The 20,161-nt window shown below is 39.9% G+C and carries 18 protein-coding genes and 2 tRNA genes; 6 read left to right on the top strand and 14 right to left on the bottom strand.

Annotated elements, in window-relative coordinates:
- Positions 1-24: 24 nt before the first annotated feature.
- The 5 genes from purB to HPSH112_RS05415 form a co-directional block, all read right to left on the bottom strand.
- Positions 25-1,347: an adenylosuccinate lyase gene (gene purB, locus HPSH112_RS05435; protein ID WP_000893909.1), complete on the bottom strand. Its 1,323-nt coding sequence runs from the start codon at positions 1,345-1,347 to the stop codon at positions 25-27.
- 108 nt (positions 1,348-1,455) lie between these two features.
- A complete protein-coding gene (locus tag HPSH112_RS05430) occupies positions 1,456-2,400 on the bottom strand; it encodes a thiamine pyrophosphate-dependent enzyme (protein ID WP_000238169.1) in 945 nt (314 codons plus the stop codon).
- A gap of 12 nt (positions 2,401-2,412) precedes the next feature.
- The gene (locus tag HPSH112_RS05425) at positions 2,413-3,636 is read right to left on the bottom strand and encodes a 2-oxoacid:ferredoxin oxidoreductase subunit alpha (RefSeq protein ID WP_000124337.1); all 1,224 of its coding nucleotides are present in this window, start codon (positions 3,634-3,636) and stop codon (positions 2,413-2,415) included.
- A gap of 9 nt (positions 3,637-3,645) precedes the next feature.
- Positions 3,646-4,038, bottom strand: coding sequence for a 4Fe-4S dicluster-binding protein (locus tag HPSH112_RS05420; protein WP_000656180.1), 393 nt, complete (start codon positions 4,036-4,038; stop codon positions 3,646-3,648).
- A 15-nt stretch (positions 4,039-4,053) separates the two neighbouring features.
- Entirely contained in the window at positions 4,054-4,614 is a 561-nt protein-coding gene (locus HPSH112_RS05415; protein WP_000486462.1) for a pyruvate flavodoxin oxidoreductase subunit gamma, read from the bottom strand.
- 289 nt (positions 4,615-4,903) lie between these two features.
- On the opposite strand from HPSH112_RS05415, the gene HPSH112_RS05410 reads away from it, so the two are divergent.
- Positions 4,904-5,575, top strand: a complete 672-nt coding sequence (locus tag HPSH112_RS05410; protein WP_014662269.1) for an outer membrane protein — start codon at positions 4,904-4,906, stop codon at positions 5,573-5,575.
- A gap of 6 nt (positions 5,576-5,581) precedes the next feature.
- On the opposite strand, the gene HPSH112_RS05405 is transcribed toward HPSH112_RS05410, so the two are convergent.
- A complete protein-coding gene (locus HPSH112_RS05405; RefSeq protein ID WP_000576545.1) occupies positions 5,582-6,889 on the bottom strand; it encodes a hypothetical protein in 1,308 nt (435 codons plus the stop codon).
- A 180-nt stretch (positions 6,890-7,069) separates the two neighbouring features.
- Here HPSH112_RS05405 and HPSH112_RS05400 point away from each other — a divergent pair, with 180 nt between their 5' ends.
- Together HPSH112_RS05400 and HPSH112_RS05395 are read left to right on the top strand one after the other, a co-directional pair.
- Positions 7,070-8,260 (top strand): glycosyltransferase family 8 protein, encoded by a 1,191-nt coding sequence (locus HPSH112_RS05400; RefSeq protein WP_000199935.1) that lies wholly within the window; start codon positions 7,070-7,072, stop codon positions 8,258-8,260.
- A 133-nt stretch (positions 8,261-8,393) separates the two neighbouring features.
- A complete protein-coding gene (locus HPSH112_RS05395) occupies positions 8,394-9,569 on the top strand; it encodes a glycosyltransferase (protein ID WP_000199936.1) in 1,176 nt (391 codons plus the stop codon).
- Here HPSH112_RS05395 and HPSH112_RS05390 read toward each other — a convergent pair.
- The 4 genes from HPSH112_RS05390 to HPSH112_RS05375 form a co-directional block, all read right to left on the bottom strand.
- The gene (locus HPSH112_RS05390; protein ID WP_001265957.1) at positions 9,566-10,612 is read right to left on the bottom strand and encodes an NAD(P)-dependent alcohol dehydrogenase; all 1,047 of its coding nucleotides are present in this window, start codon (positions 10,610-10,612) and stop codon (positions 9,566-9,568) included. The two genes, HPSH112_RS05395 and HPSH112_RS05390, sit on opposite strands and share 4 nt — an antisense overlap.
- A gap of 161 nt (positions 10,613-10,773) precedes the next feature.
- Positions 10,774-11,784, bottom strand: coding sequence for a glucokinase (locus HPSH112_RS05385; protein ID WP_001126858.1), 1,011 nt, complete (start codon positions 11,782-11,784; stop codon positions 10,774-10,776).
- Positions 11,771-12,454, bottom strand: a complete 684-nt coding sequence (pgl, locus tag HPSH112_RS05380; protein WP_000542223.1) for a 6-phosphogluconolactonase — start codon at positions 12,452-12,454, stop codon at positions 11,771-11,773. Before pgl ends, HPSH112_RS05385 begins: the two co-directional genes overlap by 14 nt.
- Positions 12,455-12,464: 10 nt before the next feature.
- Positions 12,465-13,742 (bottom strand): glucose-6-phosphate dehydrogenase, encoded by a 1,278-nt coding sequence (locus HPSH112_RS05375; RefSeq protein ID WP_000883585.1) that lies wholly within the window; start codon positions 13,740-13,742, stop codon positions 12,465-12,467.
- A gap of 65 nt (positions 13,743-13,807) precedes the next feature.
- Here HPSH112_RS05375 and edd point away from each other — a divergent pair, with 65 nt between their 5' ends.
- From edd to hcpC, 3 genes are all read left to right on the top strand, one after another.
- Complete coding sequence (edd, locus tag HPSH112_RS05370) at positions 13,808-15,634, top strand: phosphogluconate dehydratase (protein ID WP_001124058.1); 1,827 nt, start codon at positions 13,808-13,810, stop codon at positions 15,632-15,634.
- A gap of 18 nt (positions 15,635-15,652) precedes the next feature.
- On the top strand, positions 15,653-16,279 hold the full coding sequence (locus HPSH112_RS05365; protein ID WP_001152792.1) for a bifunctional 4-hydroxy-2-oxoglutarate aldolase/2-dehydro-3-deoxy-phosphogluconate aldolase: 627 nt from the start codon (positions 15,653-15,655) through the stop codon (positions 16,277-16,279).
- Between the two features lie 69 nt (positions 16,280-16,348).
- Entirely contained in the window at positions 16,349-17,221 is an 873-nt protein-coding gene (hcpC, locus tag HPSH112_RS05360; RefSeq protein ID WP_000892214.1) for a Sel1-like repeat protein HcpC, read from the top strand.
- Between the two features lie 184 nt (positions 17,222-17,405).
- Here the strand turns inward: hcpC and HPSH112_RS05355 are convergent, their stop codons facing one another.
- From HPSH112_RS05355 to HPSH112_RS05340, 4 genes are all read right to left on the bottom strand, one after another.
- Positions 17,406-18,158: an SDR family oxidoreductase gene (locus HPSH112_RS05355; protein WP_000233397.1), complete on the bottom strand. Its 753-nt coding sequence runs from the start codon at positions 18,156-18,158 to the stop codon at positions 17,406-17,408.
- 21 nt (positions 18,159-18,179) lie between these two features.
- Complete coding sequence (locus HPSH112_RS05350; RefSeq protein WP_000735677.1) at positions 18,180-19,715, bottom strand: hypothetical protein; 1,536 nt, start codon at positions 19,713-19,715, stop codon at positions 18,180-18,182.
- 248 nt (positions 19,716-19,963) lie between these two features.
- A tRNA-Ala gene (locus HPSH112_RS05345) sits at positions 19,964-20,039 on the bottom strand.
- 14 nt (positions 20,040-20,053) lie between these two features.
- Positions 20,054-20,130 (bottom strand) — tRNA-Ile (locus HPSH112_RS05340).
- Between the last annotated feature and the right edge of the window lie 31 nt (positions 20,131-20,161).

Genomic DNA, 20,161 nt, shown 5'->3' with positions numbered 1-20,161 from the left:
GTTTTGTTTTTGTGAAAACGTGCCTTATTCAAACACCCTTTTAAAAATCGCCCCCACATTTTTAGTGTAATAACTATAATCAAAACATGCTTTGATTTCATCCTCGCTCAAATATTTTTTCAAGCGTTCATCGTTGAGTAGGGCGTTTAAAAACAAATTTCCATCAGCATTTTTAAAAGCGCCTTGTTGCAAAACCTCCCATATTTTCATCGCATTTTCTTGCACGATAGAATAGCTTTCTTCTCTACTCAAACCTTTTTTAGGCAATTCCAATAACACCCGTTGCGAAAAGACTAGCCCCCCACTCAAAGCTAAATTTTTAAGCATGTTTTTAGGATAAACCACCAAATTTTCAATCACGCTATTCAAGCGGCTGAGCATAAAATCGCTAGTAACAAACAGATCGGGTAATGCAAAACGCTCCACAGAGCTATGGCTCATGTCCCTTTCATGCCATAAGGCGACATTTTCTAGCATAGGGGTAGTAAAAGAGCGAATCACCCTACAAAGCCCGGTGATATTCTCGCTCAATATGGGGTTTCTTTTATGAGGCATCGCCGAGCTTCCTTTTTGCCCTGTTGAAAAAGCTTCTTCCACTTCATAGACTTCACTGCGTTGCAAATGGCGGATATTGACAGCGATTTTTTCACAACTGCTCGCTAAAAGAGCCAGATCGCATGCAAGCCTAGCGTAGCGATCCCTTTGAATGACTTGATTATTGATGTTGGCGGTTTTTAAGCCTAAAAATTCGCACGCTAATTCTTCTAATTCTAAGGGGGCGTGCGCGAAATTCCCCATAGCCCCACTGATCGCTCCCACGCTAATAAATTCCATCGTTAAATCTAAGGCTTTTAAATGCCGTTTGATTTCATCAGCAAAAAGGGCTAACACTAAGCCAAAAGTAATGGGTTCGCCAAACACCCCATGGCTTCTGCCCACCATCAGCGTGTCTTTATGCTCTAAAGCCCTACTTTTAAGGGTTTCATAGAGGTTTTTAACGCCTTTTTGAATGAGATTTAAGCTTTTTGTCATCAATAGCGCCATAGCCGTATCAATGCAATCGCTAGAAGTGATCCCATAATGAAAAAAGCGCGATTCTTCGCCCAGGCTTTCAGCCACGCAAGTGGTGAAAGCGATTAAGTCATGCTTAGTGGTTTTTTCAATTTCTTTGATGCGCTCAAGGTTGAATGCCGCCTTTGAGCAGATTTTTTCACAATCGCTATCTTGGATTTGCCCAAGCTTGTTCCACGCCCTAACGACAGCTTTTTCCACTTCTAAATAGGTTTCAAACTTGGTTTGCTCATTCCATAGGGCTTTCATTTCTTCATTCGCATAGCGTTCTAACACCGACAATCCTTACAATCAAAATGGGATTTATGTTACTTTAAGGGGTTTAAAAAGTCAAGGGGGAAAATCACACAAGACGCCAAAAAGCGCCTTGATTTGAGAGGAGAGTTATACTTTAGCCTCTTCTCTGCGTTGCAAGTATTCCCAACGCTCATTCACATCTTTTTGCAATTCTTCAATAATGTGTTCGTTTTCTTTTTTGAAAAGGTGTTTGAAGCGCTTTTGAGCCCCTAAATAATCCCTTACAGGAATGATATTTCTTGGGCGGTAAGTGATTTTCAATTCCCTGCCATTAAAGATTTCAAATAGGGGGAACATCAAGCTATCCACAGCCATATCCGCTAATTCAATGGTTTTATTGGATTCAAATTTCCATTCAGTCGTGCATGGGCTAAGAGCGTTGATGAAGCAAGGCCCTTCAGTGTCTAGCGCGGTTTTAATCTTTTTGTTCATGTCTTTCCATTTGTTAGGCGAGAGCTGCGCCACATAAGGGACTCCATGGCTTGCCATGATATTGACGATGTCTTTTTTCTTTTCTTTTTTACCAAAGCTAACCGATCCTGATGGCGTGGTAGAAGTGCTAGCCCCTAATGGCGTAGAGCCGCTTCTTTGACCGCCGGTATTGGCGTAGTTTTCATTATCTAGGCAAATGTAAGTCATGTCATGCCCTCTTTCCATGCAACCGCTGATGAATTGCAAACCAATATCATAACTGGCCCCATCGCCCCCAAACGCCACAAATTTTGGTTTTTGACCTTGATAGCGGCCCTTATTCACTAGCGCTTTATACATCGCTTCCACCCCTGAAATCGCCGTAGAGCCATTTTCAAAACCAATATGAATCCAAGGCACATCCCATGAAGTGTGCGGATACACCGCCGAGCATACCTCTAAACAACCGGTAGAATTGCCTAAAACAATAGGCCCATCTACAGCGTTTAAAACTTCGCGCACAATAATGCCATGCCCGCAACCCGGACAAAGCAAGTGCGAGCCTTGGAATTTTTCAGCGCTTTGGCTAAAACCTTTGAGTGTTTTGACTTCTTTTACCATGATATTTCCTTTTTAAAAAAAGCTCATTTTAGGGCCACGCAAACCTACGAATTGTTGGGTAGGGTGCGTGAGCGTGCCTTTAAGAGCGTCTTCGTTGATTTCTTCAAAAATTTCGCATAAATGCACGATTGTCATATCCCTTTCGCCTAAACCATAGATATAGTTAGACACCACGGGGTGTTTAGTCCCTTGCGTTTGATACACCGCGCTCGTTACTTCATTAAACATCGCTCCCATAGCACCCGCTGGAGAGCTCTTGTCTAAAATCGCTAAAGCTTTAAGGTTTTTCAAATCCTGCCCTAATCTTTCATAAGGGAAGGGGCGTAAGGAATGGATGGTCGCCACGCCGGCCTTAATGCCTTTTTTACGCATTTCTTTAGCCGCTACGATCGCTGATTCATAAGTAGTGCCTAACGCAAAGATAGCGATTTCAGCGTCTTCTAGCTGGAAAGTTCTAGTCAAATGGTATTGTCTGCCGGTGAGTTTAGCGAAATCATTGAACACTTCTTCAATCACAGAAGACGCGCTCATGATCGCATGGTGGAGTTGGGCTTTATGTTCATAATGCCATTCTTCTTCAGCTTGTGCGCCATAGCTTACCGGCTTATCAAAATCCAAAAGGGAATGCTTGGTTTGGTATTCGCCTACGAATTGGTAAGCCACTGCATCGCTCAAGGGGCGGACATTTTGCACGGTGTGCGAGCATAAAAAGCCATCTTGATTGACAATAGTGGGCACGCGCACCTTTTGATGCTCTGCGATTCTAAACGCCATTAAAGTGAAATCATAAGCTTCTTGGGGGTTGCATGTGCATAAACTTATCCAGCCAGAATCCCTACTCAAATACATATCAGAATGATCGCCATGGATATTCAAAGGGGCTGCTAAAGCGCGATTGACTAAATTCAAAACGATAGGCAAACGCATGCCAGAAGCCTGGTATAAAACCTCTACCATTAACGCCAAACCTTGAGAGCTAGTCGCAGTGCTGACTCTTCCACCAGCTGCTGCAGCTCCCACGCATGCGCTCATGGCGGCATGCTCAGATTCCACTAAAACAAATTCGCCATCAATATAGCCATTATCCTTAAACGAGCCGTAATTTTGCACAATGGGCGTTGATGGGGTGATAGGATAGGCTGCGATGACATCAATTTGAGCCTGTCTTAAAGCGTTAGAGCTAGCGGTATTGCCATCCCACACCTCTATCTCTTGTAATTCAATACTTCTTGCCATATTTTTTCCTTACGATTTTTTCTTTTCTTGTTTTTGCGGCCATTGAGTGAGAGCGCTAGCAGGATCAATTTGTTCTTCAAACATCCATAGCGATTTAGGGTTGGTGGGGCAGACATCCACACACACGCCACAGCCTTTACAATGAGAATAATCCACGCCTTTTAACTTGCCCTCTCTTGAAAGAATAGCAGCATCTGGGCAATAAACCCAACAATTAAAGCAGTTGATGCAAATGCTATTGTTATGCACAGGCTTAGACACGCGCCAATGAGCCACTGAAGTGGTGAAGTAGCTTTGCTCGGTGTAATGGCGCTCATCATTGTGTTTTTCCATTTCGCTTTGTGCGTTTTTTTCAAAAGGGAAGAGCACCGCTCCCATTTCAAATTCATTCCAATCTTTCATCTTTGTTCCTTAATATTATTGAACTTCTTCATAAGCTCTTTGGATAGCGAGCATGTTAGCGTCAATGACTTCTTGCGTGAGTTTTTTGCCTAAAACTTTCTTAAAAGCTTCTTTAAAAGCCCCGATTTCAAGCATGCCAGACACTTTCATTAACGCCCCTAGCATGGGCGTGTTAGGGATAGGGCGTTTTAAGGTTTCCATAGAGATTTTTAAACAATCCACTAAAAACACCTTACGGGTTTTTAATTCAGGTTTTTTTTCAAACAATTCTTCTTTGTTAAGATAGCTAGTGATGATATAGGTCGTGTCTTCTTTTTCATTAGCGAAGATGTTTTCAATGAAAACCAAACCCGGATCAATCACCAGCACATAATCAGGCTGCATGAAGCGTTCATGGTTTAAAATAGGCTCATTATCAATGCGGTTATAAGCCATCATAGCAGCCCCCCTTTTAGCTGAACCATAGGAAGCGAACGCTTGCACTTCTTTGCCTGTTTTTGAAATCACATCAGCCAGCCCTTTAGCGCCGGTGATAGCGCCTTGACCCGCTCGTGCATGCCATCTAATTTGAAACATGGTAATATGTCTCCTTAATATCGTATAAAATAAATTGAATTTAGCCTAGAATTATACAAAAAAAACTATTAATGTGTCTTATAACAATATCTTTTTAGGAATTTTTATAGAAAAATGGGGGCATACCCACAAGAATTATGGCTATTTTATGGCTATTTATTCTAAAAAGATAGGCGTTCTTAATAAAAATCACTAATATTTATTTTAAACTTTGTTATTATTTAAGGTGTGATTTGATTTTAGTCTGTATGGGGCAAGTGTGGGGCAGGATAACATAAGGAATTGGGTTATGAATGGAACAAATAAAACAATGGTTAAAATATTGATGGGCATGGCGTTATTATCATCGCTTCAAGCCACAGAGGCAGAGCTTGATGAAAAATCAAAAAAACCTAAATTAGCGGACAGGAACACATTTTATTTAGGGGTTGGGTATCAACTTAGCGCAATCAACACATCTTTTAGCACCGAGTCTGTAGATAAATCGTATTTTATGACCGGCAATGGCTTTGGTGTGGTGTTAGGGGGGAAATTTGTGGCTAAAACGCAAGCTGTAGAGCATGTGGGTTTTCGTTACGGGTTGTTTTATGATCAGACCTTTTCTTCTCACAAATCCTATATTTCTACCTATGGTTTAGAATTTAGCGGTTTGTGGGACGCTTTCAATTCGCAAAAGATGTTTTTAGGGTTAGAGTTTGGCTTAGGCATCGCCGGGGCGACTTACATGCCAGGAGGGGCTATGCATGGGGTTATCGCTCAAAATTTAGGCAAAGAAAATTCGCTTTTCCAATTGCTTGTGAAAGTGGGTTTTCGTTTTGGCTTTTTCCACAATGAAATCACTTTTGGGTTGAAATTCCCTTTCATTCCTAACAAAAGAACTGAAATCGTTGATGGCTTGAGCGCGACTACTTTATGGCACCGCTTACCGGTCGCCTATTTCAATTATATCTATAATTTTTAGATATGGTTATTTAGAGGTTTTAGATTTGACAAAATCAATTAACTCTCGTGTGTCTATGGTTAGGGTTAAGAATTGCTGATAAGTGGTGATCCACTTGCCCCCTTTCCCATACAAATGATACCCATCGCCCCCACCTAAAAAGTTAAAAAACGCATCCGCTCGCACGCTCACCCATTTATTTTTATAAACATAATAAAGCCCTATCATGTCAAAATTAGGGGCTCTATACCATGGCAACCCGGTATAAAGGGATTGGCCATAAGTGGCATAAAAGTGCATTTGGGGTTTGTTGGAAAAATAGTATCTGTTAAAAATCCCAAAGCCCTTGTATTGCGCTTGAGCGTAAAATTCCCCCCCAAAGCTGTTATAAAATCGGGCGTTTTTACACTCGCTAGCATAACGCACGCAATAATGGGTTTGAGACGACTGCGTGCCGAAAGTCATAAAAATATTATCCATATAAGGCATGAGATTTTTAAAATCCGCTTTAAGATAAGCGTGGTAATAGACTCTATCTAAAATAGTGGGGTTAGAGTATTTCCCTATTTCTCCGCCTTGTGGGTTATTTTTTTGACTGAAATAGGGGTAGCCATTAGGCCATTGTGGGGTTGCATCGCCTGGTTTTAAGTAGGAATTTCCGCCATAAGGGTAGTTATCTCCCATGCTATGAGAGTTAGCGTTATGAAAAATGACAAGTTGTCCCCCTAAACCTAAATACCCTTTAAGAAACTGAAATTCTGAAGAAGCAAAATACAAGAATTGATCAAAATCGTAATTTTTCTTTTTGGGTTGGTTGTTCCAATTACGCCCCCCATACCAATCAACAACGCCCTCAAACCACCCGTTCCACCAGCGATTAGGATCATAAGCCGGTTTGAATTGGAACGCTCCTCCCCTAAAAGTAGGGTCTATAAACCAAAAAAGTTTTTTAAAAGCGCTTAAAGGGTAATGCCCTATTTGATAGCTTCGTGGCACAATGCCTAAAAAAAATCTCAAATTTTTCCCTATGTATTGGTAATACATCGTAACCCCCCATGAATAAGGGAAATAACTATAATGCGTGTGCAAATTTTGAATGAACCACGCTCCAAACATCAAGGCCTGTCTTTTGTCTAATTGAACGCCAATTTGAGGCATGAGACGCCCTTGCATTTTGGTTAGGCTATTCCAATAGGGGTTGTTGGCTGGGGCCACTAAATTGAAATTAAAGCTCATAAACTTCAAGTCATAGACAAAACTGGCCGCTTTTATTAAGGGTGGTGTTAAAAAACCTGAAAATAACAACGCGCAAAGAGATTTTTTTAAGAAAATCAAATGAGAATACAGCCCCTTTCATCATCTTTTAAAATTGCAGCATTTAAAATAGCAACGCTTAAAGGCAAGATACGATTTTAAATTAATTTTCATTAAAAACAACATAAAAACTAAAAACAGAACCCTTTCAAGTTTGGTTTTTTTGGATAAAATAGCTTCAAAAAAGGGCGTTTAATTTTTATGACTTCAGATTCAAGCCATTCTCTTAAAGAACAAGATTTTCATATCCCTATCGCTTTTGCTTTTGATAAGAATTACCTCATTCCTGCGGGCACATGCATTTATTCCTTGCTAGAAAGCATCGCTAAAGCCAATAAAAAAATTCGTTACACCCTATACGCTTTAGCGGTAGGCTTGAATGGAGAAGATAAAGCAAAGCTCCACCAAATCGCAGAGCCTTTTAAAGAATTTGCTGCTTTAGAAGTGAAAGACATTGAACCTTTTTTAGACACTATCCCTAACCCTTTTGATGAGGATTTCACCAAGCGTTTTTCTAAAATGGTGTTAGTGAAGTATTTTTTGGCGGATTTGTTCCCCAAATATTCCAAAATGGTGTGGAGCGATGTGGATGTCATCTTTTGCAATGAATTTAGCGCTGATTTCTTAAACATTAAAGAAGATGATGAGAATTATTTTTATGGGGTTTTAGAAGTTGAAAAGCACCACATGATGGAAGGGTTTTTGTTCTGTAATTTAGATTACCAGCGCAAGAAAAATTTCACCTTAAGAATGCATGATCTTTTAAAGGGGAATGAGACTACAGAGGAGTTGGATTTTACGAAATGGTGTTGGCCTAACATGCAAGCTTTAGGGATTGAGTATTGCATTTTCCCTTTCTATTACACCATTAAAGATTTTTCTAACGCGTATTTAAACGAGAATTACAAGAAAACCATTTTAGAGGCGCTCAAAAACCCTACCATTATCCACTATGACGCTTGGTGGGGGGCGGTGAAGCCTTGGGATTACCCTTTTGGTTTAAAAGCGGATTTGTGGCTGAACGCTTTGGCTAAAACCCCATTTATGAGCGATTACACTAAAAAAATGCACACCAATGAGAGCTTTTACACCACAAAAATGGCTCAACAACATTATTTTTCTTCAACAGCGCCTTCAAAAGAAATTCTTTTTAAGGCTCCGTATTTGTTTTTCAAATCGTATTTGCTTGTTGTGTTTAAAGAAAGGAAAATCCATTCAAGAGTTTTTGGATTAACTTGTGGTTTGGTGAAAAAATTTTTCAATAAGCTTATTTACTTTGGGTTTTTTATGCCTAAAGCGTTAGCTAAAAGGGTGGTTAGTAAGATCCTTAGAGTTTTAGGGCTTCATGGGATTGTTAAAAAAATCCTACTCAAGCTCTTAAAAAAGAGCTAGAGTAAAGGGGTTAAAACCTTTCTTTAATTAATTTATTAATTTTCATTAAAAACAACATAAAAACTAAAAACAGAACCCTTTCAAGTTTGGTTTTTTTGGATAAAATAGCTTCAAAAAAGGGCGTTTAATTTTTATGACTTCAGATTCAAGCCATTCTCTTAAAGAACAAGATTTTCATATCCCTATCGCTTTTGCTTTTGATAAGAATTACCTCATTCCTGCGGGCACATGCATTTATTCCTTGCTAGAAAGCATCGCTAAAGCCAATAAAAAAATTCGTTACACCCTATACGCTTTAGCGGTAGGCTTGAATGGAGAAGATAAAGCAAAGCTCCACCAAATCGCAGAGCCTTTTAAAGAATTTGCTGCTTTAGAAGTGAAAGACATTGAACCTTTTTTAGACACTATCCCTAACCCTTTTGATGAGGATTTCACCAAGCGTTTTTCTAAAATGGTGTTAGTGAAGTATTTTTTGGCGGATTTGTTCCCCAAATATTCCAAAATGGTGTGGAGCGATGTGGATGTCATCTTTTGCAATGAATTTAGCGCTGATTTCTTAAACATTAAAGAAGATGATGAGAATTATTTTTATGGGGTTTATGACAAAATATACCCATATGAAGGCTTTTTTTATTGCAACTTAACTTACCAGCGAAAAAATCAATTTTGTAAAAAAATATTAGAAACCATGCGCACACAAAAAATAGATAAAGAACCGCAATTAACAGAATTTTGTCGATCAAAGATCGCACCATTAAAAATAGAGTATTGCATTTTCCCACACTATTATCGTCTTTCTGAAGAGCATTTAAGGGGTGTGGTCAATGCAATTTATCATAACACCATTAAACAAGCCTTAAGAGAACCTATCGTTATACAATACGACTCTCATCCTTATTTTCAAATAAAACCTTGGACATATCCTTTTGGTTTAAAAGCGGATTTGTGGCTGAACGCTTTGGCTAAAACCCCATTTATGAGCGATTGGTCTTATTTGATTACAGGAGGTGGGGAGATAAGCAGCGAAAAATGGCACTACTACCATAGCATTATCGCTTACCATTACTACTTCCCTTTATGGAAGACTGAAGAGCAGATCGCCCATGACGCTTTTAAGACATTTTTAAATCATTATTCTTTACATATTCATGAGACTCCCAAAAACGCAAGGCGAAGACTATTTAAATACTGCATTCTCATACCGCTTAAGAGTCTTATTAGTAAAACCCTTAAAATCCTAGGGCTTCATGGGATTGTTAAAAAAATCCTACTCAAGCTCTTAAAAAAGAGCCAGAGCCAAAGCCTTTAATCAAACGATTTTTTCATATCAATCACATAGCGGAATTTCGCTTTCCCATGGGTTAGGTTATGATAGGCGGTGTCAATATCCTTGCCTAAAATCAAATCTATTTCAGGGTAAATATTGTGTTTGACAGAAAAATCCATCATCTCTTGGGTTTCTTTAATGCCCCCAATCAATGAGCCATAAACCTTGCGATTGCCTAAAAAGATAAAATCAAAAACGCTAAGCACTGGAGCGACTTCTGCAGGGGGGAGCCCCACAAGGGCTAGATCGCCATTATAAGTTAAGAGCTTGAGGTAGTCTTTTAAATCATAATGGGTAGGAATGGTTGAAATGATAAAATCCAATTCTTCTTTGCATTGTTTAGGGTCAGTGTAGAAATGTTTAACCCCCATGCTTAAAGCGTTTTGTTTTTTGTGTTCATTTCTTGCAAAAACGCTCACTTCAGCCCCCATAGCCACAGCGTATTTAACCGCCATGCTTCCTAGCCCACCAAACCCAGCGACGCCAACTTTTGTGCCTTTAGTAACCTTAGAAAATTTTAAGGGCGAATAAGTGGTGATGCCCGCGCAAAGCAAGGGGGCTACTTTTTCTAAAGGAGCGTTTTTATCCACGCTAATCACATAGTTTTCATCCACGACAATATTGTTAGAGTATCCGCCCATGTGGGGTTCGTTGTCATGGAAATAATCCAAACAATCGTAAGTGAATACCGTTTTGGCGCAAAATTGCTCTTGGTGTTCTTTACAAGGCTTACACGCTTTGCATGAATTGACAAAACAGCCCACGCCCACCGCATCGCCAATTTTAAATTTCTTAACTTCCTTACCCACTTCTTTGATGACCCCAGCAATTTCATGCCCAGGAATCATAGGATAAATGCCTTCTTTCCATTCGCTATAAGCGCTATGAATATCGCTATGGCAAATCCCTGCATAAAGAATGTCAATCAACACATCTTTAGGGCCTACAGCATGGCGGCTAAAATCATGGGGTTTGAAATGCCCGTCTTTAGAAAAAATAGCAAAACCTTTAGATTGAACTCTCATTAAAACTCCTTGTTTGATTAAAGTGTCGCTATTGTATCGTTTTTATGGTTTGCTTATGTTTTTATAGGTTTAACTAATTTTATAATTGTTGGTTATATGGTATCGTTGTTTGGTGCACTTAAACACACCCCTTGTATAAGCCGCTCCTATTCTTAATACTGCTATATCTTATCATGCAGTAAATAATTCTCTAATGCAATGCCCGCCCCATCAAGTCCCGGAGTTTTTTTCAGCACGACATGCACAGGGATAGAAGCGAGAAACGCTCCCATGCGCCCTTTCGTTTCAAAACGCGCTCTAAAGGGCGAAGTTTTAAAATAATCAATGAATCGCGGGATAATCCCCCCACACAAATACACGCCCCCTCTAGCCCCCAAAGTGAGAGCCACATCAGCAGCGAGCGTGCCTAGCATGGAGCAAAAAGTATCCAAAGTCAATCGGCATATAGGGTAATCCCCATTCAAAGCGCGTTCGCTAATGATTTGTGGGGTTAATTCAGCCTTGCTTAACTTCGCCATTTTTTCTAAGCCTTTGCGCTTAGACAGGGCTTCATAAATCAACACCAAACCGCTCCCGCTCAAAAACCTTTCCGCGCTCACATGATTGAATTTAGAGCGGGCGTATTGCCACACTAAAATTTCTAAATCATCAAAAGGGGCGAAGCTCACATGCCCCCCTTCACCGGGCAAGACTTTTAAAGAGCCATCGCTGTTTTGGATAAGAGTGCTTACCCCAAGCCCAGTTCCTGGCCCTAAAATCGCTTTAGGAGCGTTGATTTCACATTTAATCCCGCCTATTTGAGCCAGATCGTTTTCTTGCATCGCGCTAATGGCATAGGCTTGCGCGACAAAATCGTTGATGACAAGCAATTTTTTTAAATCCAAACATTGCCGTGTCGTTTCAATAGAAAAAGTCCAATGGTTGTTAGTCATTTGGACAAAATCCCCCATAATGGGCGTAGCCACCGCAAAAGAGCCATAAATAGGGTGCAGTTTAAGGCTTTCTTTGCATTTAGAAAGATAAAATCGCACCGCATCGCTCAAGCTTTCAAAATCTTTGCATGGCAAGACTTCAATGCATTCAATCTGTCGTGGGGCGACTTCTAAACCAAAGCGCGCGTTCGTGCCACCAATATCGGCTAATAGTCTTGGGTAAGTTTCAGTTTTTGGCATAAAACACCTCCGTGGTAACTTTTTGAGAATGTAAAATCCGAGCAATCGGCAGAGAATAGGGAGCGTTTTCTTTTAAAGCGTTTTCTAAAACTCCCCTTTTTTGCGCTCCGCTAATGCTTAAAAAAAGTTTTTCGCAATTTTCTAAGGCGTTAATAGACATGCTCAAGCGCTCATAAGGAGCGTTAGCTGGCTTAACTAAGACGATATTTTCTTTTTCTTCGTTTAAAAAAGCGCTCGTTTCAGGAAAAAGGCTAGCCGTATGCCCGTCAGTCCCCATGCCCAAAATGGCTAAATGGGGCTGTTTGAAATGCTGGTTAGCAAAATTAAAAAGCGCGTTTGTATCGTTAGAAATCTTTTCAGGCAAAAGCGGGATGAAAGAAGCTTTTAAGGCGTTATTTTGCAACAAGTAGTCGTGCAATAATTTGGTGTTGCTATCATCATGATTTGTGTCTATAATGCGCTCATCCACCAAACTGACTAAACACGCATGCCATTTGAGATCTAAAACGCTCAATTTTTGCAACAAACCAATGGGCGAACGGCCTCCAGAAAAAGCGATAGAAACTTGATGGTGCTTTTTTAAGGCGGTGTTAAAAAATTCTTTAAAACGCTCTGTTAAAGCCTTGTGGCAATCTTTCAAATTTTCAAATTCAAACAATTGATAACCCATGAAATCCCTTTCATTGATAGAGTGGTTTTAAAAATTCGGATTCGTTTAGATTGTGGCTTTCATAGGAATGTAAGGGCGTGGCGTTATTCATAAAACCTTCTATGAGCGTGTCAATAAAAACCCATGACGCTTCCAATTCCAACTGGTGGGCGAAATTATTGTGGTTATTTTGTATCGCATCATAGAGCAATTTAGCGTAGGGCTGCAAAAATTCTTGTTTGTGGTGGGTTTCTAAAATAAGGGGGTTTTGATGATCTTGTAGGGTGAGAGTGATTTTATCTTGAGAGAGGAAAAATTCTAGCGTATTGACTGCATTAAAATGGATTTTCACGCTCGCTTGGTTGTGGGGCATTTTTTTAGCGTGTTTAAGGTAGAAAGGCACGCCTTTAAATTTAGGCGTATCCAAAAAGGCTTTAATAGCGATAAAAGTTTCTGTCTGGCTCTCTTTATGGACCTTATTTTCATCTCTATAGCCTTGATATTGGGCCCGAATCACTTGTTTTTTAAAATCTTTTGGGGGTTGTAAGGTTTTTAAAACTTTGATTTTTTCTTTCCTCAAATCCTTTAAATCGTTGGGTAAATCTGTAGCGATAAGGGATAAAACTTGCAAGAGATGGTTTTGAACCATATCCCTTAAAGCCCCGATTTTATCGTAAAATTCGCCTCTTTCTTCCACCCCTAAAGTCTCATACACGCAGATTTCAACCGCGCTGATTTGATCCCATAAAATGTTTAAGATAGGGTTATTCAAGCGCAATTCAAGGATATTTTGAACGCCCTTTTTCCCTAAATAATGATCGATTCTAAAGATCTGTTCTTCTTTAAAAAAAGCGCTAATGCTTTGGAAAATCTCCTTACAAGTCTTTAAATCATGCCCTAAAGGCTTTTCTAAAATCAAGCGCGCATTGGCGTGATTGAGCGCGTTTTTGGCGAGATGTTGAGCGGTCGTTGCAAAAAAACTAGGGGAGATAGAAAAGTAGAAAATCAAGGGTTTATTTTTTGTAGCGATTTTACTCAATCCTTCAAAGTCTTTAGGGTTATCCAAACGAACGCAAAAATAACTGATATGGGCTAAAAATTCCCTACCCTTTTTTCTTGAATGCAGTTGCGTCTTTTCGCAAAGGAGCGCTAAAAATTCTTCATTGGATAGCTCCTTACGCCCAGATGCGATAATCTTAGAATCTTTTTTAAAACCATAATGGGTATAAATTTCATAGAGCGAAACAAAGAGCTTTCGCATGGCTAAATCCCCAGTCGCGCCAAAAAGAACCAAATCAAAATCTAACATCAATAACCCTTTTAGAGTGTTTTTGAGTTATTATTATATATTAAATCTTAATTAAAGGGGTGTTCATGCCTAAGCATTCTTTAGAACAAATCAAAGAAAAAATTACAGAGCGTAGCAAAAAAACCAGAGAGCTTTATTTAGAAAATATCTTTAACCCTAAAAACCAGCCCAAGATTGAGAGCTTGGGTTGCGCGAATATTGCGCATGTTACAGCGAGCATGCCAGAGCATTTGAAAATGCCTTTAGGTTCGCATAAAAGAAAGCATTTTGCGATTATCACGGCTTATAATGACATGCTTTCAGCCCACCAACCTTTTAAAAATTACCCTGATTGGATTAAAAAAGAATTGCAAGAGCATAACGCTTATGCGAGCGTCGCTAGTGGGGTGCCAGCGATGTGTGATGGTATCACGCAAGGTTATGATGGCATGGAATTGAGCTTATTCAGCAGAGATGTGATCGCCTTAAGCACCGCCGTGGGGTTAAGCCATAATGTTTTTGACGGGGCGTTTTTTTTGGGCGTGTGCGATAAAATCGTGCCAGGCTTGCTCATAGGAGCGTTAAGCTTTGGGAATTTAGCGAGCGTGTTTGTGCCAAGCGGGCCTATGGTGAGCGGGATAGAAAATTATAAAAAAGCCAAAGCGCGCCAGGATTTTGCAATGGCAAAGATCAACAGAGAAGAGCTTTTAAAAGTGGAAATGCAAAGCTATCATGATGTGGGCACTTGCACTTTTTATGGCACGGCCAATTCTAATCAAATGATGATGGAGTTTATGGGGTTGCATGTGGCTAATTCTAGCTTTATCAACCCTAACAACCCCTTACGGAAGGTTTTAGTAGAAGAGAGCGCGAAAAGATTAGCGAGCGGGAAAGTCCTGCCTTTAGCCAAACTCATTGATGAAAAAAGCATTCTTAACGCTCTTATAGGCTTAATGGCAACCGGAGGTTCTACTAACCACACTTTGCATTTGATCGCTATCGCTAGATCTTGTGGGGTGATTCTCAATTGGGACGATTTTGACGCCGTCTCTAATCTCATACCCCTTTTAGCTAAAGTCTATCCTAACGGATCAGCGGATGTGAATGCTTTTGAAGCGTGTGGGGGCTTAGCGTTTGTGATCAAAGAATTGCTAAAAGAGGGGCTTTTATTTGAAGATGTGCATACCATTATGGATACAAAAACGCAAAAAGGCATGCAAAATTACACCAAAACCCCCTTTTTAGAAAACGACCAATTGGTGTATAAAGACGCTGTCAATCATAGCTTGAATACGGACATTTTACGCCCTGTTAGCGAGCCTTTTGCCGCTAATGGGGGGCTTAAAATCTTAAAGGGTAATTTAGGGCGGGCCGTGATTAAAATCTCAGCCATTAAAGATGAGCACAGGAAAGTCAAAGCCAGAGCGATTGTTTTTAAAACCCAAAGCGAATTTTTAGAACGCTTTAAAAATAAAGAATTAGAAAGGGACTTTGTGGCTGTTTTGCCTTTCCAAGGGCCTAAGTCTAACGGCATGCCAGAATTGCACAAACTCACCACGAATTTAGGGGCTTTGCAGGATATGGGCTATAAGGTCGCGCTGGTTACGGATGGGCGCATGAGCGGGGCGAGCGGGAAAGTGCCTAGTGCGATCCATTTAAGCCCTGAGGGAGCGTTAAACGGGGCGATCATTAAGATTAAAGATGGCGATTTGATAGAATTAGACGCTCCTAATAACGCTTTGAATGTGCTTGAAAAGGATTTTGACAATAGAGGCATCAACCCCTTGTTTTTAGAAACCTTAGAAAATTTAGAAAAGCCGAGTTTTGGGTTGGGTAGGGAATTATTTACGAGTTTGAGATTGAATGTCAATACGGCTGAAGAGGGTGGCATGAGTTTTGGCATAAAGGCATAAAAATATAAAGGAGATAAAATGCAAGATAAAATAATAGAGGTTTTACAAATTAGCCCCATTGTCCCTGTGGTAGTGATTGAGGATATAAAAGACGCTGTGTCTTTAGCGCAAAGCCTAGTAGAGGGGGGTATTCAAATCATAGAAGTTACTTTGCGCTCCAGTTGCGCTTTAGAGGCCATAGAGCTTATCGCTAAGAATGTGCCAAAAATGCGCGTGGGCGCTGGCACGATTTTAAATCCCACCCAATTAGAGCAAGCTCAAAATAGGGGGGCAGAGTTTTTGATTAGCCCGGGTCTTACGATAGAGCTTTTAGAACACGCAAAGAAAAAAGACATGCCCCTAATACCCGGGGTTTCTAGCAGTAGTGAAGTCATGCAAGCCTTAGAATTGGGCTATAGCGCTTTAAAATTTTTCCCGGCAGAGTATTGCGGGGGCGTTAAGCTTTTAAACGCTTTTAATGGCCCTTTTAAAGGGGTGAAATTTTGCCCCACTGGGGGGATTAGCGCAGATAACATGCGTTCTTATTTAAATTTAGAAAATGTTTTGTGCGTGGGAGGGAGCTGGCTTACCCCTAAAAATTTGATCCAAAACAAAGAGTGGGATAAAATCACAGAAATTTGTAAGCGATCGTTAGCTTTAAGATAACAAAGAGATCATGGCATTTTGTATTTGCTTAATAACACTATAATAAAATTTTTAATAAGGAGATACATCATGTTGGAAAATTTCAAAAAATCCCTTTTTAGGGTTTTGTGTTTGGGTGCGTTGTGTTTAGGGGGGCTAATGGCAGAGCAAGACCCTAAAGAGCTTGTAGGTTTGGGGGCAAAGAGCTACAAAGAGCAAAATTTCACTCAAGCTAAGAAATATTTTGAAAAAGCTTGCGATTTGAAAGAAAATAGCGGGTGTTTTAATTTAGGGGTGCTTTATTATCAAGGCCAAGGGGTGGAAAAGAACTTGAAAAAAGCCGCTTCATTTTACGCTAAAGCTTGCGATTTAGATTACAGCAATGGGTGTCATTTGCTAGGGAATTTATATTACAGCGGGCAAGGCGTGTCCCAAAACACCAATAAAGCCCTACAATACTATTCTAAAGCGTGCGATTTGAAATACGCTGAAGGGTGCGCGAGCTTAGGGGGGATTTATCATGATGGTAAAGTGGTAACTAGGGATTTTAAAAAAGCGGTGGAATATTTTACTAAAGCTTGCGATTTAAACGATGGCGACGGTTGCACAATACTAGGGAGCTTGTATGATGCAGGCAGAGGCGCACCTAAAGATTTGAAAAAAGCGCTCGCTTCGTATGACAAAGCTTGCGGGTTAAAAGACAGCCAGGGGTGCTTTAACGCAGGGAATATGTATCATCATGGCGATGGCGTGGCGAAGAATTTTAAAGAGGCACTCGATCGTTATTCTAAAGCATGCGAGATGCAAAACGGCGGAGGGTGTTTCAATTTAGGGGCCATGCAATACAATGGCGAAGGCGTAACAAGGAATGAAAAGCAAGCCATAGAAAACTTTAAAAAAGGCTGTAAATTAGGCGCTAAAGGGGCATGCGATCTTCTCAAGCAGCTTAAGATCAAAGCTTAATTTGAATAAGGCTTGATCAAACGGCTTTCAAAAGCGGTCTTTTGGGGGATCGGGGGGATTTAGAGAGAATTGTTTCAAAACACTTCCTATCCTCTTAAGATCATGAGTTTAAAATAGAGTAACCAAAATCCTTTTTTTGAAGATAAATTAAAAGTTGTTAAAGTTTAAATTTATTTAAAACCCCTTAAGGGTTTTTATGGGTGGGTAGGGGAGCGAAAGTTTGGCTTATGGGCATGATTTCTATGCGGTTGATATTGACATGCAAGGGTTGTTCGTAAATCCATAACACGATGTTGGCAATATCTTGTGGTTTGAGGTAAATGGTGTTTTCATAGACAGATTGGGCTTTTATTTTATCGCCCTTAAAGCGCACCATACTGAATTCGGTTTCGCCGCACAAGCCGGGTTCAACATTGCTCACTCTAATGTTGGTGCCAGCCAAATCCGCTCGCAAATTTAAAGAAAATTGTTTCACAAACGCCTTGCTCGCTCCATAGACATTCCCTCCAGGATAGGCGTAAGTGCCAGCGATAGAGCCAAGATTGATGATAGTCCCTTGGTTATGCTCTATCATAGAGGGTAAGATCAAACGAGTGAGATATAACAACCCCTTGATATTCGTGTCTATCATGATTTCCCAATCGTCTAGCTCGCATTCATAAGCCTTGTTTAAGCCTAGCGCTAAGCCGGCGTTATTGATTAAAGCATCAATATGATCCGTCATGGAAAAAATAGTTTCTACCGCCCGCTTAGTTTCAAGCTTGTTTTTAAGATCAAAACACAGGGGAATGAAATGCTTGGGATAAGCGAGTTGCAATTTTTGCAAATTCTCTTTTCGTCTCCCTATGCCAAAAACCACATGGTTTTTTTGTAAAAACGCCTTAGCGATTTCTAGTCCAAATCCTGAAGTCGCTCCGCTAACTAAAATGTGCACCATTTCTATCCTTATAAAATAGGGTTAAAAAAGCCCCTTAAGCCCTTTTTCAAGCTTTTCTTTGAGCTTATCATCTTTAAGCAAATGATCTAAACCTTTTTTTATGGTGTCGTTTTTTAGGATTTCTTTCAAGCCTTGTTGCAGGTTTTGTTGGATGGCTTTTTCGTTTAAAATAAGGGAAAATTTTGGCTGGTGCATGTTGCCTTGAAGTTTCATTTTAAAAATGAATTTTAAAATTTCCGCATCCATGAGCATGTCCATTTGCTTGGCGTTTAAATCCAATAAGCCGTTATGGATTTTCAATTGGGTTTTGGGGCTTTTTAAGCTGAGATTGGAGAGCAGGCGTTGCTGGTTGATTTGGCTTACTAGATTGGCATCGTTATAAATTTCTTTAGTAATATCAAATTTAGAAATGGAGTAGAGGAAATCGCTGAATGAATTTTTAAGGAATCTTGCGTTTTTTAGGCGGGCTTTCAATACGCCTTGCTTAACGCTAAGGTCATAATCCAAATTAGCGTCTGCAATGGATTGGAAAAACTTAGGGTAATTGAATAAATCTAAGGCTTTTAAAGTGGAAATATTGGAAAAACGGGCTTTCAAATCTTTATTTAAAAGCGTGAAATCCAGTGCGCCGTCCAGTAAATTTGAATGGCCGCTGACTTTTAAGAGTTTGGGGCTTTGCTCTATAGCGCCTTTTAAAGTCAAACTCCCTTTTAAGGGGTGGTTGGTAATGTTTGGGAGTTTGGCTAGATTGGGTATTTCTAAAGTGTAGGGGGCGTTGAGTTTTAAAGCAGAGAAAAGATATTCGCTTTTTAGGGCTGTAAAATTGGCTAAAGGGCCAGTTAGGGTGGTATCGCTGATGGCTTTGTTCTCTTTAAAGTCGCTTGAGTGCGAGAGGTTGAAGATAAGCGCGTCTTTAAGGTTTAAATGAAAGATTTGATTGATTAGGACGTTATTGATTAAAGCGTTATTGGCTGTTAGAATCAAATGCCCTTCTAAAGGCTTTAGAGAGTTAAAATCCGCTTGTAAGGACACTTTTGCGTTCGCATAAGCGGGGCGGTTGAACAAATAAAGCAAATCTTCTAAATTGGCGTCTTTTGCGTTCAAACTTAAGTGAGAAAGCTTGAAATCATCTAAAAGGGCGTTGTAGGCAGTGTGGGATTGAGCGATATTAGAGATGCCTTGAATTAAGAGGGCTTTTCTATGCCCTTTGATATTCCCAGAAGTGATAACAGACCCCCTTAAAGGGTAGGGTATCCATTCTTTGAAAGAGCGTAAATTTTTAATATCTATATGGTAATTCAAATCCACGCTTTGCTTTAAAAGTGAAAAATCCCCCTTAAGAATGAGAACAGAATCATCGTTGGCTTGAGCTTTAAAATCCAAAGAGTTGAACCTCAACTTAAAGGTTTTAACGCTCAAGTAGCGCTCGTTTGGGTTGATTTTTTTCTCTATATACGAAGCGATGATTTTATTCCCCCATTCTGTAAAAAGGATGAGGTAGGTTGTTAAAAGGCCGATTAAAAGAAGCGCGAGTATGGTATAAAGAAGTTTTTTCATGTTTGTTTGTCCTTGAGGCAAATTGAATAGAATATATTAGCTTGTTTTGTAAGGGTTTCTAACATTTTCTATAAAGCCTTAACGAGTGGCAATAAGAATTTTTATAACCAAAAATCTCAATTTAACTTAATCTTTTATCAAAGAGTTTTAAGTTAAAAGACTTGTGGTGTTAAACAAGGACGATTTAATCGTTTAGGTTTCTCAACTAAACATGATTGATAAAAAGAAAAAATTCAAGGAGAAAAAAATGGTGGAGAATAGCGGGATCGAACCGCTGACCTCCTGCGTGCAAAGCAGGCGCTCTCCCAGCTGAGCTAATTCCCCAAAGGTTGTAAAAATGGTGGGCTTAGGAGGAGTTGAACCTCCGACCTCACCCTTATCAGGGGTGCGCTCTAACCACCTGAGCTATAAGCCCTTTAAAGCCAATAAAGATGAAATTATAGGTT

The sequence above is a fragment of the Helicobacter pylori Shi112 genome (assembly GCF_000277405.1).
Lineage (GTDB): Bacteria > Campylobacterota > Campylobacteria > Campylobacterales > Helicobacteraceae > Helicobacter > Helicobacter pylori_C.
This window is presented reverse-complemented; position numbering and strand designations above follow the sequence as displayed.